The organism is Gordonia zhenghanii (assembly GCF_021738965.1).
Lineage (GTDB): Bacteria > Actinomycetota > Actinomycetes > Mycobacteriales > Mycobacteriaceae > Gordonia > Gordonia zhenghanii.
Genome location: NZ_JAKKOQ010000013.1, coordinates 108,819 through 132,467, shown reverse-complemented (window position 1 = coordinate 132,467; position 23,649 = coordinate 108,819). Strand labels below are relative to the sequence as shown.

Below are 23,649 nucleotides of genomic sequence, written 5' to 3'. Positions count from 1 at the left end.
GGAGCTCACGAGGCGTTCACACATGTCGAAGGTCAAAGCAGGCGCGGGCGTGGTTGCAGCGGCGACGTTGGCGGCCGTCGGACTCGGTGTCGCGGCACCGGACGCCTCAGCGGCGCCCTGGGTCGGCGAGCATTACGTGAAGACGGTCCGATGCTCGATCGCCGATCCGTGGCCCGCGCCCCGGATCCCCGTCGCCATCGACATCTACTCCGGGATCAAGTTCCCGTCCGATGGCCTTCCCGGCCCCGCGATTTCATTGCGTGCCAACGATATTCGTTCGAGCGGACAGTGGGGAAACGTCACCGAGTACACGATCTCGACGACGGTGAAGTGGAAGAACCTCCGTACTGGTCGCAGCGGCCGAGTCGCCGTCCCGACCCGCACCACGCACTACCAGTGGGAGGCCGTCGTGCACCCGGGCACCGGCCCGGTCCGTCTGACGATCAAGCAGAAGGCCGGCGCAATGGCGTGGAACCCGATGGTCAACCCGCAGTACCGGACCTGCACGACCACCGCGCCGAGCTTCGCCGGCTGATCGAGTCTCCGCGCTGAGCGAGCGTGCCTCCACACGTTGAGCGAGTGTCCTCCACACGTTGATCGAGCGGAGTCGAGATCCTTTTGTGCGGCAGGAGTCTCGACCCTTCGACTCGCTCCGCTCGCTCAGGACGGCGCTTCGCTCGACCGGCAGAGGGGGCTCGACCGGCTGAGCGTCTCGTGCCGTTGAGCGAGTGTCCTCCACACGTTGATCGAGCGGAGTCGAGATCCTTTTGTGCGGCAGGAGTCTCGACCCTTCGACTCGCTCCGCTCGCTCAGGACGGCGCTCCGCTCGATCGGCGAAAGGGGCCCTAGAAGAGCTTCTTGAGGAAGTCGGTGAGAGCGGACTTCTCCTGACGGTCGGCGTCACGTGCATCGCCCGTCAGGTAGGTCTTCGCCGTCACTTTGTTGCTCGCGAGCTGTGCTGTGGTCACGTACTGGAGGTTGGTGGGTACGTCGGTGTCGTCGTCGACGAGCTTCTGGCTCAACATGAGCGGGCGACTGAAGCCGCTCGACGGGAGCGCGAGCTGCTTACGCAGGTCGGTGACCAGCGACCGCTTCGACGAGATCGGGACACGTACGAGGTCGGCCACATTCGACGATCCGATCGCCTTACTGAGAGCGGGGGCGCACTCGTCGCCCGCCTTCGCGACGAGTTCGCGTCCACGCTCCGACAGCAGCGACTCCACCTCGTCGGATGGGAGGGACGCGAGCGTGTAGACGACGTCGGTGACCGTGGACGGCGACACCTTCGCCGACTGCGGGCTCAACCCCGTCACGACATCGGCGTAGCCGACGGGGAGCGTGGTCGCGGTCGCGCCGCGGAAGTCGAGCTTCGGCGACTCGGACGACGATGCTGATCGGGCCAGGTCGACGGCGACTGCCGCGCCCTGCTCGTCGCCGACGGCAGCCCACTTCGACGACAACGCAGGCTCGACGTCGAGTCCGGCGCGCACGGCGTCCGCCACGCCCTGCGCGGCGGCTGAGTAGTCGACGTACTGCGGCGAACCGGCGGTGCCGACCACCGAGTAGTCGGGGACGATCACCGCGTAGTCGTTCCGCAGCAGATCGGAGACCATATCGGTGTCGCGAGCGACCTTCGACTTCGTCGGGCCGCACTTGCTGGAGATGCCGTCGGCGTCGTGCGCGTAAGCGATGACCGGCCAGCCGCTCGCCGGCTTCTTGCCCTTCGGGGTCAGCACGACGGCCGTCGTCAGGTGAGTTCGACCGTCGCTGCCCTGCGTCCAGAAGCTGTACTGCTGGCCGTTCGCTGCGCCGGCCGCGAGGTCGCCGTCGGCGACGGGGCGGTTCGCGAACACCGTGCCCGCGGTCTGGCCGCCGCGGGGAGCCTCGTCGGTCGACGGGGCGGGATCGGCGAACGCCTGGGTGACGCAGACTCCGCCGACGAGTCCGGCTGCGACGACGGCCGCACCGACCGTCTTGACCGGGCGTGAAGTGAACACGCTGCGCCTCGACGGCGTGTGATCCGGTGCGGCAGGGATGCGACGGGGCTGCGCGGTCATGATGGTCCTCAAGTCTTCAGATGTGAAAAGTGTTGTGCGCCAGTGTCAGCTGGTGACGGCGCCGAGAGCGGGAAGGAAGTAGCAGGTGCGGCCCGCGGTCGTAGTGGTGCCGAACACCGCGGACAGGACGGTGCCCTTGCCGGTGGTTGCGCGAGCGAGTCGGAGCCCGTGGAATCCATCGCGCGTGGCGAGCGCCTTGAGCAGCGGACCGACGGTCTTGTCCTGCTCGAGCGGCTTGAGCGTTTCCATTCCGCCCTGCATCGTCGAGGTGTTGAACCACGCGACCTGCAGGTTGTCCGAGTCGGGCTTCGACGGCGGGACCAGAGCGTAAGCGATCTCGCCGTCGTCGACGGCCTGCAACGACTTGGATGTCTCCGGATCTGCGAGCTTCAGGAGTCGGTCGGCTCCGCTGCCTTCGAGGAGCTTCGAGATCGCCGAGCTCTCGGCGACCGGCCACGGGCCCGGGACCGCGACGGCGGGCGCCGTGACGATGCCGAGCGGATTGTCATCGGTGGGGGCGGCGCAGAACGGGGCGATCGCTGGCGAGAGCATCTTGGCTCCGGTCAACTTCTCGAGGGTGCCGATCACGTTGCCAGCGGCCGGAGTAGCCGATCCAGCGACGGGACTCGGTGCTGCCGGATCGGTGGAGGGTGTCGTGCTCTCCGGTGCGCTGCTGCCCGGCGCGGTCGGTGCAGTCGAGTCCGGTGTGGTCGAGTTCGGGTCTGTCGTCTGCGGTGACGTCGGGAGGATCGAGTCGAGGGCGTCGGGGTTGATGCCGAGGCTGGTCAGCAGTCCGGACGGGTCCACCTGTCCCTCGGAGCCGAGGATCGACGAGAGTGCGCCGATCGCCTCTTCCGTGCCGCCGGATTGCTTGAGTGCCCGCAAGAGCTCGGCGAGCTCGGCGTCTCCGGGGATGCCGTCGAGAGTCGGGGCCGCGCCGTCGGGCGCAGGCGTGCTTGGAGTGGTCGAACTGCCTGGTGCGGTGGACGAGTCCGGCGCCGTGGAGGACTCGGGCGCGGTGGAGGACTCGGGCGCAGTAGAGGAGTCTGGCGCAGTAGAGGAGTCCGGCGCAGTCGAAGTGCCAGGGGTGGTCGGGGTGGTCTCCGGCTCGGCCGACGCGTGGCCCGGTGCACCGATGGTCACGGCCAATGCTGCTGCGGCGCTGACAATTCCGATACGGACCGAGTTCCTGACGACTGTCACTGGCTTCCTCCACAACGAACGAGTCGTCACACCAGCGTGCCGATACGTGTGTTACTGGTGTGACAGATGGTTTCGAAGTTAATGGTGGTGTTAGTGGGGCGAAAATTCAAGGAGCGAGTCCGAGTTGTGACATCACCGCGACATGACAGTGCCCTCCGGGAAGACCCGGAGGGCACTGAGCAGTCAGTCGAGTTTCGTCAGACGATCGCGGTGCCGATCGTCGGTGCGATCATGCACGAGACGGTGCGGCCCTTCGTCTTGGTGGTCACCTCGCCGTAGACGGTCGAGACGATGCGGCCGCGGCCGGTCTTCGCGATACCGGTGAAGGTGCCCGGACCCTTGGTCGCGTTGATCTTGGCGTTCGGCTTCAGCTGGGTCTGTCCGGTGCGGCCGTTCTCCAGGTTCAGCCAGGAGACGTAGAGCCGGCGGCTGGAGTTCTTCGCGGGGCCGGTGCCGAGGCTCGTGTAGACGAATCCGGCCTGGCCGCGCTTGGGGCCGGGCGCCGGGGCGTCCTGCGGGCCCGCAGTGGCGAGCGCCATGCCGACCGAATTTCCGCCACCGGGCATGCAGCCGAAGCCGAGAGTCGGATACAGGAACTGCTGGATCCGCGGCTTGTTCGGGCCGTTCGGGATCTCCGGGGCGTCGTCGTCCTTGGCAGCACCACGCTTGGCGACCGGGATCGCTCGGGCCGCGACGGCCTGCTGCTTGCCGGGCTCGCCGAGGAAGTCGATGAGGCTGCGCCACGTGTCGGCTGCCTGTGTCGGGACCGCCGGGTTGTCGGCGAGCGAACGTGCCTGCTTGAGGAGGGCGGTGTCGACCTTGCCGTCCTCATCGCGGGTCGCGACGGAACCGATCAGCGCGGGCGCGAAGGTGCCGAGCGACTTGAGGACCTCGGGGTCGACGTCGGGCGCCTTCTCCGGGAGCGGGATCGTCTGCTCGGACTGCGGAGCCGGGGTCGATTTCGTGGTGCTGGGTTTTGCGGTGCTGGGCTCGGCGTGGGCCGTGGCCGGAGCTACGAGGGCGCCGGTGACCGCGAGGGCGGCGACAAGGGTGGCGGTGCGGCTGGTGCGCGCGAATCGCACGGCGGGTCCAATCGGTAGACGGCTCAGATGATGACGCGAGTGTAACGCGAACACCATGAAACTACTGAGGCTGGTGTGAAAATTGTTACCTGTGTGAAATATGGTTCGACGTAGATGTCATCGAGCGTCAGTGGCGTCGGCGACATCTGTCGTCTCCTGGTTAGATTCGTCAGGAACACGTGTGCCGTTACGCGGCAGCGACGACACATCCGGCCACAGGAGGCACCGAGTGCAGTACCGCGCAGTGAAATTCAGAGCGCAGACGGTGCGCCGGGCGCTGGCTGTCGGCATTGTCGCCGTCGTTGCGTCGACGTCGTTCGCGTGTGCCTCGTCCGACAGCGCGGAAGAAGTGAACCTGCTGACGCATGATTCGTTCGAGCTGCCGCAGCGACTGGTCGACAAGTTCCAGGACGAGACCGGCCTCAAACTCAACATCGTGCGGTCGGGAGACGCAGGTCAACTGTCGTCCGTCGTCTCGTTGACGCCGGGCTCGCCCAAAGGCGACGCCGTGTTCGGTATCGACAACACCTTCGCGGCGCGGCCGATCGATGCGGGAGCGCTCGAGCCCTATACCTCGCCGTTGGCGAAGGGCGGCGCCGCCGAGTACGCGATCGAGGGTCACGCCGACCAGTTGACCGCCGTCGACCGCGGCGATGTCTGCGTCAACGTCGACGACGTCTGGTTCGACAGCCACGACGTTGCGGCGCCCACCAGCATCGACGATCTGACGAAACCCGAATACCGAGATCTCACCGTGCTGATGGACCCGGCGACGTCGTCGCCCGGGATGAGCTTCCTGCTTTCGACCATCGGACGGTACGGAAAGAAGGCTCCGGACTACTGGCGGCAGCTGACCGGCAACGGTGCACAGATCGTCGCAGGCTGGGAGATCGCCTACAACCAGGTCTTCAGTGCAGGCGAGGGGCACGGCGACAAGCCGATCGTCGTCTCGTACGCGTCGAGCCCGGCCGCCACACCCGGCACGCACGCGGTCCTCGACAGCTGTTTCGCTCAGGTCGAATACGTCGGTGTCCTGAAGGGGGCGCGCAATGTAGCCGGCGCCAAGAAGGTCGTCGACTTCCTGCTCAGCCCGGACGTCCAGGCCGCATTGCCGACCTCGATGTACGTCTACCCGGTGCAGAAGGACGTGCGGCTGCCCGCTGACTGGCGGCAACGCGCGCCGTCGCCGTCGTGGACGGTGCGCATGACCCCCGACTACATCAACAAGAACCGTGAGGAGTGGCTCACGCAGTGGCGCGAGACGGTGAAGAACTGACCTTCCGCACGCGAGGCGTGTCAGGTCTGGCGCGCAGGCTCGGTCTTCTCGTCCCTCTGCTCTTCACTGCGGTCGTGTTCGCCTGGCCGCTCGGGGTTCTGGTGATGCGGGCTCTCGACGACAGCGACTCGACGACTCTCACGCAGGCGTGGTCGCGGACGGGTGCGTTGGGTCTGCTGGGCGTCACCGCACTGCAGGCCGCGGTGTCGGCGGTGGCCGCAATCGTCGTCGCCGCACCGATCGTCTGGCTGCTGTCGCGGGTCGCGCTCCCCGGGACCGCGCTGCTACGGGTGATCGTCACTCTGCCGTTCGTACTGCCGACCGTCGTCGTCGGCGTCGCTTTTCGCGCGCTGTTCGACGGTCCTCTCGAATTCCTGGGCATCGGCCCGGGATGGACGTCGATCATCGCCGCGCACACCTTCCTCAACGTCGCCGTCGTCGTTCGTGTGGTCTGCGCAGCCTGGCAACGAGTGGATCCGCGTCAGGTGGCGGCTGCGCGATCGCTCGGAGCCTCGCCGTTCCGGGCGTTCGTCGACGTCGTCGCGCCGCGCCTTCTACCGGCGGTCGCGGCGTCCTTCGCGTTGATCTTCCTGTTCTGCTCCACCAGTTACGGCGTCGTGGTGATCCTCGGCGGGGGGAGCGCGCGGACCCTGGAGACGGAGATCTACCTGCAGGGCATCGGGTACGCGCGGCTGCCCGACGCCGTCGCGCTGTCGGTCCTTCAGATCGTCATGGTGCTGGCTGCGCTCGGGGTGGCGCGCGGGCTCGGGTCGGCCCGGGTGCCGCAGAGCGGTGTGGCCTCGCATGCGCAGCGCCCGCGTGGAGCCACAGCGGTCGCGGCAGTCGCGGTGCTCGTGTGGATCGGCCTCTGGTTGGTGCTGCCAATCGTGACGCTCGTGGTCCGCTCGCTGCGGCCGGGCGGACGGTGGGGGACCGCCGGGTATGCAGCGATGCTCGACGACACCTACGGTGCGTCTGCCGTCGCGTCGCTTCGATACTCGGTGACCAGTGCGTTGCTGGCGACGGTGATCGCAGTCGCCGTCGGACTGCTCACCGCTGCTGCGTTGACCAGAGGCGGCGGGTTCGTCGCCCGGACCGGCGCCGTTCTGTCGATCCTGCCGCTGGGTGTCAGCGCCGTCACCCTCGGGTTCGGGTACACGCTGGCGTTGGCCGAACTCCCGTACGAGGTGGCCGCGTCGCCACTGATCGTCCCGTGTGTGCAGGCGCTGATCGCGATTCCGGTAGTCGTCGGGGTCATGGTCCCCGCGCTCGAACAGGTCTCGCCGCGACTGCGGGATGCGGCGGCGACACTGGGCGCCCGCGGTCTGCGGGTGTTCCTCACCGTGGACCTGCGGCTCACCGCACGGTCGTTGAGCGCGGCCGCCGCGTTCGCGTTCGTGATGGCGATCGGTGAGTTCGGCGCGACCACGTTCCTTGCCAGGGCGAACACGATGACGTTGCCGGTCCTCATCGGCTCGCTGATGGGCAGGCCCGGAGCCGACAACTACGCGGCCGCGATGGCTGCCTCAGTTCTTCTTGTCGCGGTGAGCGCAGTGGTCGTCGCCGCCGTCGAATTCGCGGCGAGCGCGAGAACGGGCGAAAGGAGGCGGATCGGTGCTGACGCTGCATGACGTGTCGATTCGATACGGGTCTCGGGAAGTGGTGCACGGGGTCGATTGGGAAGTCGGCGGCGACTCGCCGGTGACGGCGTTGCTCGGTCCGTCCGGGTGCGGGAAGTCGACGCTGCTGCGTGCGATCGCCGGACTCGAACCGGTCGCCTCCGGCACCGTCTCGTACGACGGCCAGGACCTCACCCGGATCCCGGTGCATCACCGGGATTTCGGCGTCGTCTTTCAAGACGGTCAACTGTTTCCGGGGCGGACCGTCGGCCAGAACATCGCCTACGGGCTCGCGCGGCGTGGCCTCGATCGCGCGCAGTCGCGGGCGCGGGTCGCCGAACTCCTCGAACTCGTCCGGCTGCCCGGAGCGCAGAACTGGCGAGTCACCGAACTGTCCGGTGGACAGGCGCAACGCGTGGCTCTGGCGCGCGCGCTCGCGCCGAGGCCGCGATTACTGCTCCTCGACGAACCGCTCGCGGCACTCGATCGCCGACTCCGGGACGACCTCGCCGTCACGATCGCCGACATCGTCCGGACGGCGGGTACCCCGACCGTCGTGGTGACGCACGACCACACCGAAGCGGCGCTCATGGCCGACGTGGTCAGCGTGATGCGCGATGGATCGATCGTCGACACCGCTGCGCCCCAGCGGCTCTGGCGTCGCCCGGCAGACGAATGGGTGGCGCGGTTCCTGGGCGCGACCGACATCGTCGACGGGGGCGTCCGCGCAGGAGTACTCACCACCGACATCGGGGCGGTGCCCGTCGACGCCGACCTGGACATCGTCGACGGACCGTGTCGGGTGGCGCTGCGCCCGGACTCGCTGCGCGCCGAGCCCGACCCGATCGGGGCGGCGGTCGTCACCCGTGCAGTCCCGCTGATCGGGACCTGGCGCCTGCAGGTCGACGTCGGCCCTCGCACGGTCGATGCGGTCTCGGACGTCGCCGTCGCTGCTGCGGACCGGGTGTCACTGACTCCGATGCCCGAACGGATCGGCGTGGTGCGCACATGAGCGTTGTCGTCGTGGCCGGCGCGATCTATTCCGCCGACGGGCGCCTGTTGTTGGCGCAACGCGCTCATCCGCCGGAGTTGGCGGGACTGTGGGAACTGCCCGGAGGCAAGGTGGAACCGGGCGAAACGCTCGATGAGGCGCTCGTCCGTGAGTTGTGTGAGGAATTAGACGTCCGCGTCCTCGTGACCGACCGGCTCGCTGTGACCGTGTGTCCCAAGCCGGGACTCGAGTTGATTGCGATGCGGGCGCAGGTCGTCACCGGAACGCCGCGGGCAGTCGAGCATCTCGACGTCCGCTGGGTGGACTCCGCGGCGCTGGTCGTGCTCGAATCGCTCGGATCGATCGTGCCGAACGACCGGGAATGGATTCCCGAACTACTGGCTGACCTGCAGGGACGGGAATAGAGGGTCGCTCAGGCCGCGCGTGCCTTCTTGAGTGCTTTCGTGGCCTGCTTCTTCGACATGGAGTCGCAGTCGAGTTTGCCCATGCGATGGATGACGACAGGGCACCGAAGGCAGCGTGTCGATTTACGGCAGCACTTCTTCTTCGGCTTCAGGCTCGCGACGCGAGCGGGATCGCTCTTCCCCATGCGGCGAGTTTAGCTCAGCCTAACCACATAACGCGAGCGGTGAAATCGCGTCAGGCCGGACCGTGCCGTTATCCTTACTAGGTTAAAAGTCCGGGCCCGATGAAAGAGACCTTAGTGAGCGCAGTCCCCAACTTCCGCAACGTCGCGATCGTGGCGCACGTCGACCACGGCAAGACCACCTTGGTCGACGCGATGCTGCGTCAGTCCGGCGTGTTCGCCGAGCGCGCCGAACTCGTCGACCGCGTCATGGACTCCGGCGACCTCGAACGCGAGAAGGGCATCACCATTCTCGCTAAGAACACCGCAGTGCACCGCCGTCAGCCCGACGGCGCCGAATACATCATCAACGTCATCGACACCCCGGGTCACGCCGACTTCGGTGGCGAGGTCGAGCGTGCGTTGTCGATGGTCGACGGTGTCGTCCTCCTCGTCGACGCTTCCGAGGGGCCGCTGCCGCAGACACGCTTCGTGCTGCGCAAGGCACTCGCCGCGTCGCTGCCGGTGATCCTCGTCGTCAACAAGACCGACCGTCCCGACGCGCGCATCGGCGACATCGTCACCGAGGCGCAGGACCTGCTCCTGGACCTGGCGTCCGACCTCGACGACGAGGCAGCCGAAGCCGCCGAGCTCGCGCTCGAGCTTCCGGTTCTGTTCGCGTCCGGCCGTGCAGGCATCGCCAGCACCGAGCAGCCCGCCAACGGCGAGGTTCCTTCGGGGGAGAACCTCGACCCGCTGTTCGACGTCCTCATCGACAGCGTTCCCGCGCCGAAGGGCAGCGTGGACGCGCCGCTGCAGGCGCACGTCACCAACCTGGACGCGTCGCCGTTCCTCGGTCGACTCGGCCTGGTCCGCATCCACAACGGAACCCTCCGCAAGGGTCAGCAGGTGTCGTGGTGCCGTGAGGTCGACGGCGAACCCGTCATCGAGAAGTCGAAGATCACCGAGCTTCTGGTGACGCTCGGCGTCGATCGCGCACCGGCCGAGGTGGCTACCGCAGGCGACATCGTCGCAGTCGCGGGCATGTCGGAGATCATGATCGGCGATACGCTCGCCGATCCGGACAACCCGATCGCACTGCCGCGTATCAGCGTCGACCAGCCAGCCATCTCGGCGATCGTCGGCACCAACAGCGCGCCGCTGGCCGGACGGGTGAAGGGGCACAAGCTGACCTCGCGCATGGTCAAGGACCGCCTCGACAGCGAACTCGTCGGCAACGTGTCGCTCCGGGTGCAGGACATCGGGCGTCCCGACGCGTGGGAGGTGCAGGCTCGTGGCGAGCTCGCACTGGCCATCCTCGTCGAGCAGATGCGTCGCGAAGGCTTCGAGCTCACCGTCGGCAAGCCGCAGGTCGTCACGCGTCAGGTCGACGGCAAGGTCCACGAGCCGTTCGAGCACCTGACGATCGACGTTCCCGAGGAGTACCTGGGCGCCGTCACCCAGCTGCTGGCCGCTCGCAAGGGCCGTATGGATCAGATGAACAACCACGGGAGCGGCTGGGTCCGCATGGAGTTCGAGGTGCCGTCCCGCGGCCTCATCGGTTTCCGCACCGACTTCATGACTGAGACGCGCGGCACCGGCATCGCCAACGCGGTGTTCGCCGACTACGGCCCGTGGGCGGGCGAGATCCGTGCCCGCCACACCGGTTCGCTGGTCTCCGACCGTGCGGGCAGCGTCACGCCGTTCGCCATGATCCAGCTGGCCGACCGCGGCACGTTCTTCGTCGACCCGGGCGACGACTCCTACGAGGGGCATGTCGTCGGTATCAACCCGCGCGCGGAAGACCTCGACATCAATGTCACGCGCGAGAAGAAGCTGACCAACATGCGCCAGTCGTCGGCGGACGTCATGGAGACGCTCGCCAAGCCGATGGTCCTCGACCTCGAGGCCGCGATGGAGTTCTGTGCCGCCGACGAGTGCGTCGAGGTGACGCCCGAGGTGGTGCGCGTGCGTAAGCTGCATCTGGATGCATCGACTCGTGCGCGTGAGCGTTCACGCGCCAAGTCGCGCGACCAGAACTCGTAAATCGGAAGGTGCGTGGATGACCGGCACGGCAGGCTCGGTGCTGCGTTCAAGAGGTCGGGGTTCAAGAGGCCGGGGGTCTCGGAGTTTGAAACGCGTCACCGCGCTGGTTCTGGCCGGTGTCGTCGGGTTCGGGTCGACGGCCTGCATGGCCGACCCACCGCCCCCGGTGAGGGAGACCCTTCCGACGACGACGCCGAACGAGTACCCGGACGAACGCACCGTGTACGTGGCTACGGACTCGATCGGGTCGGGATTCAATCCGCACGTCGGATCGGATCTCGGCTCGGTGACGACGGCGGTCGCCGCGCTCACTCTGCCGAGTGCGTTCCGGCCGACTCAGACGCCCGAAGGCGTTCAGTGGACGCGGAACGACGCACTGCTCGCGTCGGCGGAGGTCACCTCGACCGAGCCGTTCGAGGTGACCTACACGATCGTCGACGACGCGCAGTGGTCGGACGGCCTCCCGGTGACCGGAGACGATTTCGCCTACCTGTGGCAGCAGATGTCGCGGCAGCCGAACGTCGTCGGCGCTGCGGGCTATCGAGCCATCAAGAAGGTCGAGACCAGCAGCGGCGGCAAAGTCGTCACCGCGACTTTCGCGAAGCCGTACACGGCGTGGCGGGAACTGTTCACCTCGCTGCTGCCGAGCCACAGCCTCAAATCCGAGCCGACCGGTTTCCAGACGGGGATGGACAAGGGCAAGCCGGTGACCGCCGGACCGTTCGCGATCTATTCGATCGACCGGTCACGCGACGAGGTGCGGCTGATCCGCAACGACCGCTACTGGCGGAAGCCGCCCGAGATTGACCAGGTAGTGCTCCGTCGTGCGGGTTCCGCGCCGCAGATGGCGCAGACCATCCGCAACGGGGACTCCACGATGGTGTCGCTGACCGCGGGACCCGCGTCGGCCGCCGAGGTCGGCGCGATCCCCGGGGTGACGACGATCCGTCGTCCGATGACTCGGGGACTCACGGTCAACGCCAACACGCGTTCGCAGACCATGGCGTCGCTGCCGGTGCGCCGCGCGATCCTCGGCATGCTCGACAGCGGTCTCATTCGGGCAGCGGCGGCGGGCGACACCGTCGTGACTCCGTTCGCGAACACCGTCTATGCGCCCTCCAACTTCGGGTACAACACCGTCGAGCGCGCCCGTCCCACCGCGCCCGAGGTGCGCGACCTCCTTGCCCAAGCCGGGTACCGCTCCGGAGTTCGGGCGCCTGAGCCGACCCCGGAGTCGACCGGACCTAGTGAGTCGTCGACGACACCGTCGACGACGACTCCCGCGCCGAGCGACGTTCCGGGACTGCCGTCGGGGGTGGCGCCGGTCGCTAAGGACGGGAAGGACCTCGTGGTCCGGATCGGTGCGGTGAACTCCGACGAACGGATCATGTCCGCGGCCGAGACGACCGCCGATCAGCTCCGGGCATCGGGTGTCCGCGCCGTTGTTCAAGGCATGTCGAACACCGATCTGTACGGCTCGGCGCTCGTCAACGCCCGCGTCGATCTGGTCGTCGGGTGGACCGGCATGGGCGGCGATCCGGCGACGTCGCTGGCCTCCCAAGTCGGTTGTGAGCCGCCGACCGCCGGCACCGAGGCCGGTGCACACACCGACAATCCCGAGGACACGGGCGACGCCGACGAGAGCGTCCTGCCGACGACGTCGGAACGGTCAACGAGTCAGACGGCTCCGAGCGATGACAGCACGTACACCGGCAACGTCTCGGGCCTGTGCGATCCGGAACTGATGTCGCTGGCCACCGATGCGATGAGCGTCGACGATCCGAAGGAATACTTGACTCGCGCCGAGACGATACTGGCCGACCAAGCCGTCTATCTGCCGATCTACCAGGACTCGGTGCTCGGCGCCTCGACTGACGAGATCGTCGGTGTGTCACTGGACGGAGCTCCGCAGGTCGGAGTGTTCGGTGACGCCGTCCGCTGGAGCCTGGGTTGACGGCCGGCCAGCGGCCGCGCCTGCTCCTCCTGCACGCGCACCCGGACGACGAGTCGATCATGACCGGCGGTGTCATCGCGCGGTACCTCGCCGAAGGCGTCGACGTCCGCGTCGTCACGTTCACACTCGGCGAGGAGGGCGAGGTGATCGGCGACCGGTGGGCGCGACTCGTCGCGGACGGCGGAGCCGATCAGTTGGGCGGCTTCCGGATCAGCGAACTCGACGCCGCCCTCCGTGCGTTGGCTCCAGACACGGCGTCCGCGCCACAGCCGCGTTTCCTCGGCGGCGCGGGCCGGTGGCGGGACTCCGGAATGGCCGGCACGCCGTCCGCCGAGCACCCGCGTGCACTGTTCCAGGCTGCGCAGGCCGACCTCGTCGCCGCGCTGTGCGCCGAGATAGCCGACTTCGAACCCCATGTCGTCGTCACCTACGACGAGGCGGGCACGTACGGTCACCCCGACCACCGGCGGGTGCACTCGGTGTCGGTCGCGGCGATCGCCGAGTCGACTGCGCAGACCGGGTACCCGCTCAAGGTGTACGAGTCGGTCACCGCGCGTTCCGTGCTGAACGCCGGTCTCGATGCCGTCGCCGAGATTCCAGAGGGTTGGCGGATGCCTGAGCCGGGGGAGTTGCCCAGCTATCCCGACGACATGATCACGACTGCCGTCGACGTCACCGCAGTGCTCGACCGAAAGGTCGCCGCGCTCGCCGCGCACGCGACTCAGGTGACGATCGCACCGTCGCGCGCCGAGTACGCGTTGTCGAATCTCATCGCGCAACCGGTCCTGCCTGTCGAACACTTCATCCGGACCGACGAGGGATCCCGAGCCGATACGAGCGACGGCGTCGAACGCGACTTGTTCGAGGGCCTCCGGTGAACGTCGCCGACCGCATCGAGCTGGCGGTGCTGACCGGGTGCGGAGTCGTGCTCGCCCTGCTGACCGTCTTCTTCCTGAACGTGCGAATCGGTGCGGTGCCGGTCCCGTTCACCGTGGTGATTGCGGCGATCGGCACGACGCTGCTCCTCCGCCTCGCCGCCGGCACCACCTCCTCGTCGTGGCGGTATGCGCCGCTCGTCGCGTGGACAGCCGTCGTCGTCATCGCCGCGGTACCCGGAATCAACGGAAACGGACCGCTCATCGGCGACTGGCGTGTGCTCCTGCTCCTGCTCTGCGGTCTCGGCCTCCCCGCCATGGCCACGTCCATGTCGCGCCTGAACAACTTGTAGCCCGCTGGCCGAGCTTCGATCCGCTGGTCGAGCGGAGTCGAGGAGACAGCTTGCTGGTCGAGCGGAGTCGAGACCCGCTGGCCGAGTTCCGATCCGCTGGTCGAGCGGAGTCGAGGCCTCGAACCGAGCGAAACACTCAGTCGAGGTGGTCGGCTAACCGGCGCAACCACTGGCCGAGCAGCGCGGTCTCGGTCGGACCAAGCACGTCGGGGATCCCCGATGCGAGAGACGCGACTCGTCGGAGGTCGTCGGCGCCCGCACCGCCTGCCCCCTCTCCGGTGATGCTCGCGAGCGTCGCGTCGCGCACGGCCGACGACAGTTGCGGGTCGGCTTCGGCGAGGATGATCTGCCGTAGGGTCACGCCGATGTTGGTCGCGAGTATGTGTGCGACAGCCTGGTCCGGGTCGACAGCGAGCCTGCCCTGATCTGCGGCACGGTCGGTCAGCGCGCGCAACAACATTGTGGGCTTTGCATGGGCCGCAGGCGAGTAGCCGGGCCGCACTTTGCCGTACATGAGCGTGTAGTAGCCGGGGTTCTCCAGTCCGAAGCGGACGTGGGCGTCCCACCCGTCGCTGATGTCGCGGATCGGGTCACCGCTCGACTCGTGGCCCTCCTTCTCGTCGAGGTACAACTCGAACCCGCGTTCTACGACGGCATCGATCAGACCTTGCTTGCTGCCGAAGAAGTGGTAGAGCGTCGGCATCCGGACGCCGACGCGCTCACAGACGTCGCGCAGCGAGAAGTCCTCGCCTGGTGCCGCAGCGATCAGTTCCGCGGCGGCTTCGACCAGCCGCGTCCGTGTATCACTCTTCTCTGTCTCTGGCACACCGCTACACTAGTCGTGTAGCGTTGATATGTCATCACGTAGCAACGATATACACGGAGGGGAATTATGACTGACTACCCACTCGACGGGCGCAGGATTCTGGTCGCAGGCGGCGGTAAGAACCTCGGCGGTCTCATCAGCCGACAGGCAGCAGGCGCGGGCGCGGACGTCGCGATCCACTACAACAGCGAGTCGTCCAAGGCTGAGGCCGAAGAGACTCTCGCTGCAGTCCAGGCCGAGGGACGCACGGGCGTTCTGCTCAGCGGTGACCTCACCGATCCGGACACCGTCACCCGTGTGTTCGACGAGGCAGTCGCCGCCCTCGGCGGGCTCGACATCGCGGTGAACACCGTCGGCAAGGTACTGCGAAAGCCGATCGCCGAGACCTCCGAACTCGAGTACGACGAGATGTTCGACGTCAACGCGAAGTCGGCGTACTTCTTCATCAAGGAGGCCGGGCGGACCTTGAACGACGGCGGCAAGATCGTCACCATCGTCACCGCGCTCCTCGCGGCGTTCACCGACGGCTACTCGACGTACGCGGGCGGAAAGAGCCCCGTCGAGCACTTCACGCGGGCGGCAGCGAAAGAATATGCGGCGCGCGGTATCTCAGTGACCGCCATCGCGCCCGGGCCGATGGACACCCCGTTCTTCTACGGCCAGGAGACGCCCGAGCGCGTCGAGTTCCACAAGTCGCAGGCCATGCACGGGCAGCTGACCAAGATCGAGGACATCGCCCCCATCGTGAGTTTCCTGGCAACGGACGGCTGGTGGATCACCGGTCAGACGATCTTCGCCAACGGCGGCTACACCACCCGCTGACCACTGATTACTGACCATAGGAGGACGACCATGACTGCAGCGATGCCGACCACCGTCGCGGATTTCATCGAGACGGTGAATCGCCACGACGAGCAACGGTTTCTGAATGCTTTCGCCGACGACGGCTTCGTCGACGACTGGGGTCGCGTGTTCACTGGCCGCGACGAGATCAAGGCATGGAGTGATAAGGAGTTCATCGGCGCGACCGGCACGATGACCGTGACCGACACGCACGTCGACGGAGACCGGGTCACCGTGATCGCAGACTGGCGGAGCACACACGCGAACGGACTCTCGAAGTTCGTCTTCGACGTCGCAGCCGACAAGTTGGCGTCGATGACGATCCGCGAAGGCTGACTGCACCGCTGGTTCAGGCCAATTTCGCTGGCCGAGCAGAGTCGAGGGCCCGGGTGCGCCCACAATCAGTACGCTCAGCGACCGCTAGGGACTATTAGTCCTCGGTGTTCGGTGAGCGTACTGATTTCTGCACGTTGCCCGTCGGTGTCGCTCTGCGAGGGGCTGACGCGCATTTCGTCGGGCCATGCGGGACGCGAGACCCCGCCCGAAATTCACGAGATCGAACTCGTGTCTACCATCGAACAGGTGACGTCTTCTGAATCGGTAATCGGGGCCCCGGCTCCTTCGCCGTCGGCCATGAGGCGCGCACTGCGCCGAGCAGCCGACGCAACCGCGCTCAACGTCGACGAGGCTGCGGTCCTGCTGGCCGCGCGCGGCGACGATCTGACCGCGCTGTCCGCAGCTGCGGCGCGTGTGCGTGACGCGGGTCTGGAGGCCGAGGGCCGCGCCAAACAGGTGACCTATTCGCGCAAGGTATTCATCCCGTTGACGCGTCTGTGCCGCGACAAGTGCCACTACTGCACGTTCGTGACGGTGCCGGGCAAGCTCAAGCGCGAGGGACACGGCATGTTCCTCGAACTCGACGAAGTCGTGGCGATCGCCCGCAACGGCGCCGCCCTCGGCTGCAAAGAGGCGTTGTTCACCCTCGGTGACCGACCCGAGGACCGATGGCCCGAGGCCGCACAGTGGCTCGACGAACGCGGCTACGACTCGACGCTCGACTATGTGCGCGCCGCGTCCATCCGCGTCCTGGAAGAGACCGGGTTGCTGCCGCACCTGAATCCCGGCGTGATGAGCTGGGAGGAGATCAACCGACTCAAGCCGGTCGCGCCGAGCATGGGGATGATGCTCGAGACGAGCGCGCGTCGCCTGTTCACGGACAAGGGCGAATGCCACTACGGGAGTCCGGACAAGGACCCCGTGGTCCGCGAACGAGTCCTCACCGACGCAGGCCGACTCTCGGTCCCGTTCACCACCGGCATCCTCGTCGGCATCGGCGAGACGCGTATCGAGCGTGCCGAATCGATCTTCATGATTCGTAAGGCGCAGAAGGCGTTCGGGCACATCCAGGAAGTGATCGTGCAGAACTTCCGCGCGAAGCCCGACACTGCGATGGGGTCGGCTCCGGATGCGGAGATGTCTGAATTCCTGGCGGCGGTAGCGGTGACCCGACTGGTCATGGGGCCGCGCATGCGGATCCAGGCTCCGCCGAACCTCGTGTCGGCGCAAGAGTGCCGAGCGCTGATCGAGGCAGGCGTCGACGACTGGGGCGGTGTCTCGCCGTTGACCCCGGACCACGTCAACCCGGAGCGTCCGTGGCCGAACCTGGACACGCTCGCCGAACTCACGGCGTCGGCAGGCCACACCCTCACCGAGCGGTCGGCCGCCCAGCCTCGCTATGTGCTGGCCGGGTCGCCGTGGATCGACCCGCGGATCGCCCGCCACGTCGCCGCACTGACCGACCCGGTCACCGGCCTCGCCGTCGACGTGCGCCCGGATGGCATGCCGTGGCAGGAGCCCGACGAGGAGTGGGCGTCGTCCGGCCGTGTCGACCTCAACACCGAGATCGACACGGACGGCCGAAACACCGAGACGCGCAGCGACATCGACAACGCGTTCGGCGACTGGGACACCATCCGGGAACAGGTGTTGGCGCTCGACGACTCGAGCGCGCCCGAACGCCTGGAGTCCGAGGTGTCGGCGGCTCTCCGTCACGCCGAGAACGATCCGGCCGGGCTGTCGGACGAGGAGTACCTCGCGCTCGCCACGAGCGATGGTGCGGGACTCGACGCTTTCGCGGCGCTCGCCGACTCGATTCGCCGGGACGTCGTCGGCGACGACGTCACCTACGTGGTGAACCGGAACATCAACTTCACCAACATCTGCTACACCGGTTGTCGCTTCTGCGCGTTCGCTCAACGTAAGGGCGACGACGACGCGTTCACGCTGTCGCACACCGAGGTCGGCGACCGGGCGTGGGAAGCGCACGTCGCAGGAGCGACCGAGATCTGCATGCAGGGCGGCATCGACCCGGAACTGCCGGTGACCGGTTACGCCGACCTCGTCCGCGCCATCAAGAGCCGGGTGCCGTCGATGCACGTGCACGCGTTCAGTCCGATGGAGGTCGTCAACGGAGCCTCGCGCGGCGGCGAGTCGGTTCGCGACTGGCTGACGGCGCTCCGGGAAGCGGGACTCGACTCGATCCCCGGCACTGCCGCGGAGATCCTCGACGACGAGGTCCGGTGGATCCTGACGAAGGGCAAACTGCCGACGTCGGCGTGGATCGACGTCATCACCACCGCGCACGAGGTGGGGCTGCCGTCGAGTTCGACGATGATGTACGGCCACGTCGACTCGCCACGGCACTGGGTCGGGCATTTGAACGTGTTGCGCGGCATCCAGGATCGCACCGGTGGCTTCACTGAATTCGTGCTGCTGCCGTTCGTCCACCAGTCCTCGCCGCTGTACCTCGCCGGAGCCTCCCGCCCCGGCCCCACCCAGCGTGACAATCGGGCCGCCCACGCGTTGTCTCGCATCATGCTGCACGGGCGCATCGGCAACATCCAGACGAGCTGGGTCAAGCTCGGGGTGGACGGCACCCGGGCCATGCTGCGAGGCGGTGCGAACGACCTCGGCGGAACGCTCATGGAGGAGACCATCTCGCGGATGGCCGGCAGCCAACACGGCTCGGAGAAGACGGTGGAGGAACTGCACGAGATCGTGACCGGGATCGGCCGCACGCCCCGTCAGCGGTTGACCGATTATCGCCCTGCTCCGGAGCCGATGCTCAGCCTCGGACTCGGCTGAGTTCCGTGATTTCACTGCATGAGTAAAAATCCCCGCAGGTCAGGGTGTGCTGATTCGGGCCGCCCGGACTGGTCCGGATAGTCTGTCTATCTGTGCGGTGCGACGGTGCCGCGACATGCGTAGACGATGCGATCAGCCCTCGCGTCGTCGCGGAGAACGAGAAGGAGAAGCGACGTGACCTACATCATCGCGGAGCCGTGTGTCGATGTACTGGACCTCGCATGCGTCGAGGAGTGCCCGGTCGACTGCATCTACGAAGGCGGCCGGATGCTGTACATCCAGCCTGACGAATGCGTCGACTGCGGTGCCTGCGAGCCGGTCTGCCCGGTGGAGGCGATCTTCTATGAGGACGACGTCCCCGACGAGTGGGAGCCGTACCTGAGCGCGAACGTCGACTTCTTCGTCGACCTCGGTTCGCCGGGCGGCGCGAGCAAGGTCGGCAAGACCGACTTCGACCCGGACTTCGTGAAGAAGCTGCCGCCGATGGGCGGAGAGGACTGATCCGACCCGTGAGTCGCCTACAGCCGGTCAGCGCCGGTCTTCCGGACTTTCCCTGGGACACGATCTCGGGAGCTAAGAAGCTGGCCGCATCGCACGACGACGGGATCGTCGACCTCTCGGTCGGCACTCCCGTCGATCCGGTGGACCCGGTGATCCGTGACGCGCTGGCCGCGTCGTCGGAGTTCCCCGGGTATCCGGCGACTCTCGGCACCGCAGCTCTACGCGAGGCTGCGGTGGGTGCACTGTCCCGACGTTTCGGGATCACCGGACTCGACGAGTCGTCGATCCTCCCGGTGATCGGCACCAAGGAAGTGATCGCCGGACTGCCGTCGCAGCTCGGCGTCCCGGCGGGCGACACCGTCGTGATCCCGGAGGTCGCGTACCCGACGTACGAGGTCGGCGCGCTGATCGCGAACGCGGTTCCGCGGCGTGCCGACGCTGTCGCGGACTACGGCGACGAGGCGCCCGCTGCGATCTTCGTGAACAGCCCGTCGAACCCGACGGGAGCCGTCTTGTCGGCCGAGCTCCTGCGGGGCGTCGTCGACTGGGCGCGCGAGCACGGCAGCGTCGTGATCTCCGACGAGTGCTACCTGGGGCTCACCTGGGAGGGCACAGCACATTCGGTGCTGCACCCGGACGTGTGCGGCGGCGACCACACCGGTCTGATCGCGGTGCACTCGTTGTCGAAGGTCTCGAACCTCGCGTCGTACCGGGCGGGTTTCCTAGCGGGCGACACTGTGTTGATCGCCGAACTGCTCGCCGTCCGTAAGCATTCCGGCATGATCGTCCCGTTCCCGATACAGGGGGCGACCGTTGCAGCCTTGAACGACGACGCACACGTCGACGCGCAGCGTGAGGTCTACCGCGCGCGCCGCGATCGTCTGAAAGCCGCGGTCGAGGCCGCGGGCTTCACCGTCGATCACTCTGAGGCAGGTCTGTACCTCTGGGTCACCCGAGGCGACGATTCGCGGGCCACCCTCGACTGGTTCGCGCAGCGCGGCATCCTCGTCGCCCCCGGCGACTTCTACGGCCCCTCCGGCTCCGAGCACGTCCGCATGGCACTGACCGCCACCGACGAACGCATCGACGCCGCCGTCGCCCGCTTGCGCTAGCGCACTCGCTGGTCGAGACTCACCCGCCAGTCGAGCGGAGTCGAGACCCCGCTGGTCGAGCCCTACCCGTTGGTCGAGCCCTACCCGTTGGTCGAGCCCTACCCGTTGGTCGAGCGGAGTCGAGACCACGAGCGGCGCACGCCCCACACACGAAACGGCCCCGACGTCCAAGACGCCGGGGCCGTTCGAGACACGTCTCAGTTCGCGTGCAGCGCCTCGTTGAGTTCGATGCCGTCGCCTTCCTTCGCAGTCACCTCGACTGCGCCGGTCGTGCTGTTGCGCCGGAACAACAAGTTCGAGCGTCCGGCCAGCTCGCGGGCCTTGACGACGGAGCCGTCCGGTCCGGTCACCTTGGTGCCTGCGGTGAGGTAGAGGCCGGCTTCGATCACGCAGTCGTCGCCGAGCGGGATGCCGCAGCCGGCGTTCGCCCCGAGGAGGCAGCGCTTGCCGATCGAGATGATCTCTTTGCCGCCGCCTGACAGGGTCCCCATCGTGGAGGCTCCGCCGCCGATGTCGGAGCCGTCGCCGATCACGACGCCCGCCGAGATGCGGCCTTCGACCATCGAGGCGCCGAGGGTGCCCGCGTTGAAGTTGACGAAGCCCTCGTGCATGACGGTGGTGCCGGGCGCGAGGTGGGCGCCGAGGCGCACGCGATCGGCGTCGCCGATGCGGACGCCCGTGGGGGAGACGTAGTCGACCATCCGCGGGAACTTGTCGATCGAGGTCACGGTGACGTGTCCGCGAGCGCGCAACCGCAGGCGGGTCTGCTCGAAGCCGTCGACGGCGCAGGGGCCGAAGTTGGTCCACACGACGTTGGCGAGCAGACCGAACTGGCCCTCCAGGCTCAGGCCGTGTGGCGCGATCAGCCGGTGCGACAGCAAGTGCAGACGCAGGTAAGCGTCGTGTGCGTCGATCGGTGCGCTCGACAGGTCGGCGATCACCGTCTTCACGGCGATCGTCTTGACGTTGCGGGCATCGTCGACGCCGACGAGCGGCCGTAGGTCCGCGGGGACCTCGTCGCCGGTCAGTTCGGTGGAGCCGGCGACGCCGGGCTCCGGATCGAGTTCGGGGTTCGGGTACCACGTGTCGAGGACGGCCGTCTGGCCGTCGTTCTCCCACACGGTGGCGATTCCAATGGCAGCAGCACCTTGAATAGTCACGGCACGAGTTTAGCCGGACGGCACCTCATGGCCCCAGGACCCGGCCCCAGGACCCGGCCCCAGGCCCCGGCCCCGGGACGCGTCGGGGCGCTAGTCGAGCTGCGCGAGTGGGCGCTCGCCGTCGGCGGCGAGATCTCTGGTGCGTCGGCGCGGCATACGATGGTTGACTGTGAGCACCCCGAGCCTGAATCTGTCCGCCGACCCGATCGATCTGACCGCCGCCCTCGTCGACATTCCGAGCGTCAGTCGGGACGAGACCCTGATCGCCGACGCCGTCGAGGAAGCGCTTCGCGGGCAGACCTCAGGGTTCGAGGTGGTCCGCCACGGGAACTGCGTGCTGGCACGCACGGATCGAGGTCTCGGCTCACGCGTGATCCTGGCCGGTCACCTGGACACCGTCCCGATCGTCGACAACGTCCCGTCCCGCCGCACCGATTCCGCGGAGGAGGGCGATGTCCTGCACGGCTGCGGGACGGTCGACATGAAGTCGGGCGACGCCGTCTTCCTGCATCTGGCCGCCATGTTGGACGACCCGTCGCACGACATCACGCTGATCTTCTACGACTGCGAGGAGATCGCCGCCGAGTTCAACGGCCTCGGAACCATCGAACGGGAACTGCCCGACTGGCTCGTCGCCGACGTCGCGATCCTCGGCGAGCCCACGGCCGGACTCATTGAAGCGGGATGTCAGGGCACCCTGCGGGTACGTTTCACCGCAACCGGCACCCGTGCGCATTCGGCGCGAGCGTGGATGGGCGACAACGCGATTCACAAGCTCGGCGAGCTTCTCACGGTCCTCGAAGCCTATGAGCCGCGTCGTGTCGACATAGACGGGTGCGAGTATCGCGAGGGGTTGTCGGCCGTCGCTGTCCACGGCGGCGTCGCGGGCAACGTGATCCCAGACGAGGCATACGTCGACGTCAACTTCCGGTTCGCGCCGGACCGCAGCCCCGAGCAGGCGTTCGAGCACGTGCGCGACGTGTTCGCTGCCTCTCTCGACGCGGGTGCGGTGACAGCCGAGATCACCGACTCGGCCGCGGGCGCACTGCCTGGCCTCGCGCATCCGGCCGCAGCCGCCCTCGTCGACGCCGCGAATGGACAGTTCCGGGCCAAGTACGGGTGGACCGACGTCTCGCGGTTCGCCGCGCTCGGCATTCCCGCGGTCAATCTCGGCCCCGGCGATCCCAGCCTGGCGCACCGTGCCGACGAACGTGTGCCGGTCGAGCAGATCACCCAGGTCACGCAGACGTTGCGGACGTATCTGTCGCGCTGATCTGTCGCGCTGGGTAGTTCGTCGTCGGCGAACTCTCAGCCGAAGAGCAGGCCGCCGCCGAGGTCGACGACGCCTGCCCAGACGTCGTCGGGCCGGTCGGTGATCGGGCCCATCTGCTCGAACACTTCGGACGAGATCGAACCGAGCAGCAAGTTCCACACCGACAGCACGCGAGCAAGCGTCTCCGGCGCCAGGCCGAGCGGAGCGACTTCGTCCGATGTTGCGGTCGCCGCCAGTGCCGAGGCAGCAGCGCGTTGACGGGTGGGCCGCGTACCAGGGGCGTCGGGGGGATCACCGGCTGCTGCGATCGCGCCGAGTGCCAGGATCGGTCGGGTGCCTGCGCGCAGGGTCGTGTCTGCGGGGGCGTGATATCCGGGGACCGGTGAGCCGTAGAGCAGTGCGTATTCGCTCGGGTGGGCGATGGTCCACGTGCGCAGTGCGTCTGCGAACGCTTCGAATCGCTTGCGGGGCACGGAGTGTCCGTCGACGGCGGCGTCGAGCGCGTCGCCGAGATCGTCGTACGCGTCGACGATCAGCGCCGTCAACAGGTCGTCCCGGTTCCGCACGTAGCGGTATAGGGACGACGGAGTGCGCCCCATGTCTCTGGCGACGGCACGCAGCGACAGGGCGGCGGCGCCGTGCTCGGCCAGGTGTCTGCGGCCGACCTCGCGGAGGTCGGCTTCGATACCGGCCCGTTTCCGGGCTCGGACACCCGGATCGTCTGGAGTCCTCATTGCGTTCATCGTCG

Annotated in this window: 22 protein-coding genes; 15 read left to right on the top strand and 7 right to left on the bottom strand. The window is 67.5% G+C overall.

Annotated features, from left to right (window positions below):
• The first annotated feature begins 22 nt into the window (after positions 1 to 22).
• On the top strand, positions 23 to 535 hold the full coding sequence (locus tag L5G32_RS14485; RefSeq protein ID WP_237011768.1) for a hypothetical protein: 513 nt from the start codon (positions 23 to 25) through the stop codon (positions 533 to 535).
• A 310-nt stretch (positions 536 to 845) separates the two neighbouring features.
• Here the strand turns inward: L5G32_RS14485 and L5G32_RS14480 are convergent, their stop codons facing one another.
• The 3 genes from L5G32_RS14480 to L5G32_RS14470 form a co-directional block, all read right to left on the bottom strand.
• On the bottom strand, positions 846 to 2,057 hold the full coding sequence (locus tag L5G32_RS14480; protein WP_237011767.1) for a lipase family protein: 1,212 nt from the start codon (positions 2,055 to 2,057) through the stop codon (positions 846 to 848).
• A 45-nt stretch (positions 2,058 to 2,102) separates the two neighbouring features.
• On the bottom strand, positions 2,103 to 3,260 hold the full coding sequence (locus L5G32_RS14475; RefSeq protein ID WP_237011766.1) for a hypothetical protein: 1,158 nt from the start codon (positions 3,258 to 3,260) through the stop codon (positions 2,103 to 2,105).
• Positions 3,261 to 3,457: 197 nt separating this feature from the next.
• Positions 3,458 to 4,342 (bottom strand): Rv1157c family protein, encoded by an 885-nt coding sequence (locus L5G32_RS14470; protein WP_237011765.1) that lies wholly within the window; start codon positions 4,340 to 4,342, stop codon positions 3,458 to 3,460.
• Between the two features lie 244 nt (positions 4,343 to 4,586).
• On the opposite strand from L5G32_RS14470, the gene L5G32_RS14465 reads away from it, so the two are divergent.
• From L5G32_RS14465 to L5G32_RS14450, 4 genes are read left to right on the top strand one after another with little or no spacing between them, the layout of a single operon-like run.
• A complete protein-coding gene (locus L5G32_RS14465; RefSeq protein ID WP_237011764.1) occupies positions 4,587 to 5,618 on the top strand; it encodes a thiamine ABC transporter substrate-binding protein in 1,032 nt (343 codons plus the stop codon).
• On the top strand, positions 5,594 to 7,249 hold the full coding sequence (locus L5G32_RS14460) for an ABC transporter permease (protein ID WP_237011763.1): 1,656 nt from the start codon (positions 5,594 to 5,596) through the stop codon (positions 7,247 to 7,249). Before L5G32_RS14465 ends, L5G32_RS14460 begins: the two co-directional genes overlap by 25 nt.
• Positions 7,233 to 8,249, top strand: a complete 1,017-nt coding sequence (locus L5G32_RS14455; protein ID WP_237011762.1) for an ABC transporter ATP-binding protein — start codon at positions 7,233 to 7,235, stop codon at positions 8,247 to 8,249. Before L5G32_RS14460 ends, L5G32_RS14455 begins: the two co-directional genes overlap by 17 nt.
• Positions 8,246 to 8,653, top strand: a complete 408-nt coding sequence (locus L5G32_RS14450) for a (deoxy)nucleoside triphosphate pyrophosphohydrolase (RefSeq protein WP_237011761.1) — start codon at positions 8,246 to 8,248, stop codon at positions 8,651 to 8,653. Before L5G32_RS14455 ends, L5G32_RS14450 begins: the two co-directional genes overlap by 4 nt.
• Before the next feature lie 8 nt (positions 8,654 to 8,661).
• On the opposite strand, the gene L5G32_RS14445 is transcribed toward L5G32_RS14450, so the two are convergent.
• Entirely contained in the window at positions 8,662 to 8,838 is a 177-nt protein-coding gene (locus L5G32_RS14445; protein WP_237011760.1) for a hypothetical protein, read from the bottom strand.
• 114 nt (positions 8,839 to 8,952) lie between these two features.
• On the opposite strand from L5G32_RS14445, the gene typA reads away from it, so the two are divergent.
• Genes typA through L5G32_RS14425 form a run of 4 tightly spaced genes read left to right on the top strand, consistent with a single transcriptional unit; the run spans position 8,953 to position 14,042 of the window.
• Positions 8,953 to 10,860, top strand: a complete 1,908-nt coding sequence (gene typA / locus L5G32_RS14440; protein WP_237011851.1) for a translational GTPase TypA — start codon at positions 8,953 to 8,955, stop codon at positions 10,858 to 10,860.
• Between the two features lie 16 nt (positions 10,861 to 10,876).
• On the top strand, positions 10,877 to 12,814 hold the full coding sequence (locus L5G32_RS14435; protein WP_443669360.1) for an ABC transporter family substrate-binding protein: 1,938 nt from the start codon (positions 10,877 to 10,879) through the stop codon (positions 12,812 to 12,814).
• Complete coding sequence (gene mshB, locus L5G32_RS14430; RefSeq protein ID WP_265739027.1) at positions 12,811 to 13,692, top strand: N-acetyl-1-D-myo-inositol-2-amino-2-deoxy-alpha-D-glucopyranoside deacetylase; 882 nt, start codon at positions 12,811 to 12,813, stop codon at positions 13,690 to 13,692. The genes L5G32_RS14435 and mshB overlap by 4 nt, the downstream gene beginning before the upstream one ends.
• Positions 13,689 to 14,042, top strand: coding sequence for a hypothetical protein (locus L5G32_RS14425; RefSeq protein WP_237011759.1), 354 nt, complete (start codon positions 13,689 to 13,691; stop codon positions 14,040 to 14,042). The genes mshB and L5G32_RS14425 overlap by 4 nt, the downstream gene beginning before the upstream one ends.
• A gap of 136 nt (positions 14,043 to 14,178) precedes the next feature.
• Here L5G32_RS14425 and L5G32_RS14420 read toward each other — a convergent pair whose 3' ends face one another.
• Positions 14,179 to 14,868: a TetR/AcrR family transcriptional regulator gene (locus L5G32_RS14420; protein WP_237011758.1), complete on the bottom strand. Its 690-nt coding sequence runs from the start codon at positions 14,866 to 14,868 to the stop codon at positions 14,179 to 14,181.
• Positions 14,869 to 14,934: 66 nt separating this feature from the next.
• Here L5G32_RS14420 and L5G32_RS14415 point away from each other — a divergent pair, with 66 nt between their 5' ends.
• From L5G32_RS14415 to dapC, 5 genes are all read left to right on the top strand, one after another.
• A complete protein-coding gene (locus L5G32_RS14415; RefSeq protein ID WP_237011757.1) occupies positions 14,935 to 15,690 on the top strand; it encodes an SDR family oxidoreductase in 756 nt (251 codons plus the stop codon).
• Between the two features lie 30 nt (positions 15,691 to 15,720).
• A complete protein-coding gene (locus tag L5G32_RS14410; protein ID WP_237011756.1) occupies positions 15,721 to 16,047 on the top strand; it encodes a nuclear transport factor 2 family protein in 327 nt (108 codons plus the stop codon).
• Positions 16,048 to 16,284: 237 nt separating this feature from the next.
• Positions 16,285 to 18,855, top strand: coding sequence for a bifunctional FO biosynthesis protein CofGH (locus L5G32_RS14405; protein ID WP_372491703.1), 2,571 nt, complete (start codon positions 16,285 to 16,287; stop codon positions 18,853 to 18,855).
• Positions 18,856 to 19,029: 174 nt separating this feature from the next.
• Complete coding sequence (fdxA, locus tag L5G32_RS14400; protein WP_237011755.1) at positions 19,030 to 19,356, top strand: ferredoxin; 327 nt, start codon at positions 19,030 to 19,032, stop codon at positions 19,354 to 19,356.
• A gap of 8 nt (positions 19,357 to 19,364) precedes the next feature.
• Entirely contained in the window at positions 19,365 to 20,468 is a 1,104-nt protein-coding gene (gene dapC, locus L5G32_RS14395) for a succinyldiaminopimelate transaminase (protein ID WP_237011754.1), read from the top strand.
• A 197-nt stretch (positions 20,469 to 20,665) separates the two neighbouring features.
• Here the strand turns inward: dapC and dapD are convergent, their stop codons facing one another.
• Positions 20,666 to 21,628, bottom strand: a complete 963-nt coding sequence (dapD, locus tag L5G32_RS14390) for a 2,3,4,5-tetrahydropyridine-2,6-dicarboxylate N-succinyltransferase (RefSeq protein WP_237011753.1) — start codon at positions 21,626 to 21,628, stop codon at positions 20,666 to 20,668.
• Between the two features lie 169 nt (positions 21,629 to 21,797).
• Here dapD and dapE point away from each other — a divergent pair, with 169 nt between their 5' ends.
• Positions 21,798 to 22,901: a succinyl-diaminopimelate desuccinylase gene (gene dapE, locus L5G32_RS14385; protein ID WP_237011752.1), complete on the top strand. Its 1,104-nt coding sequence runs from the start codon at positions 21,798 to 21,800 to the stop codon at positions 22,899 to 22,901.
• A gap of 35 nt (positions 22,902 to 22,936) precedes the next feature.
• Here the strand turns inward: dapE and L5G32_RS14380 are convergent, their stop codons facing one another.
• A complete protein-coding gene (locus tag L5G32_RS14380) occupies positions 22,937 to 23,635 on the bottom strand; it encodes a TetR/AcrR family transcriptional regulator (protein ID WP_237011751.1) in 699 nt (232 codons plus the stop codon).
• Positions 23,636 to 23,649 lie beyond the last annotated feature (14 nt).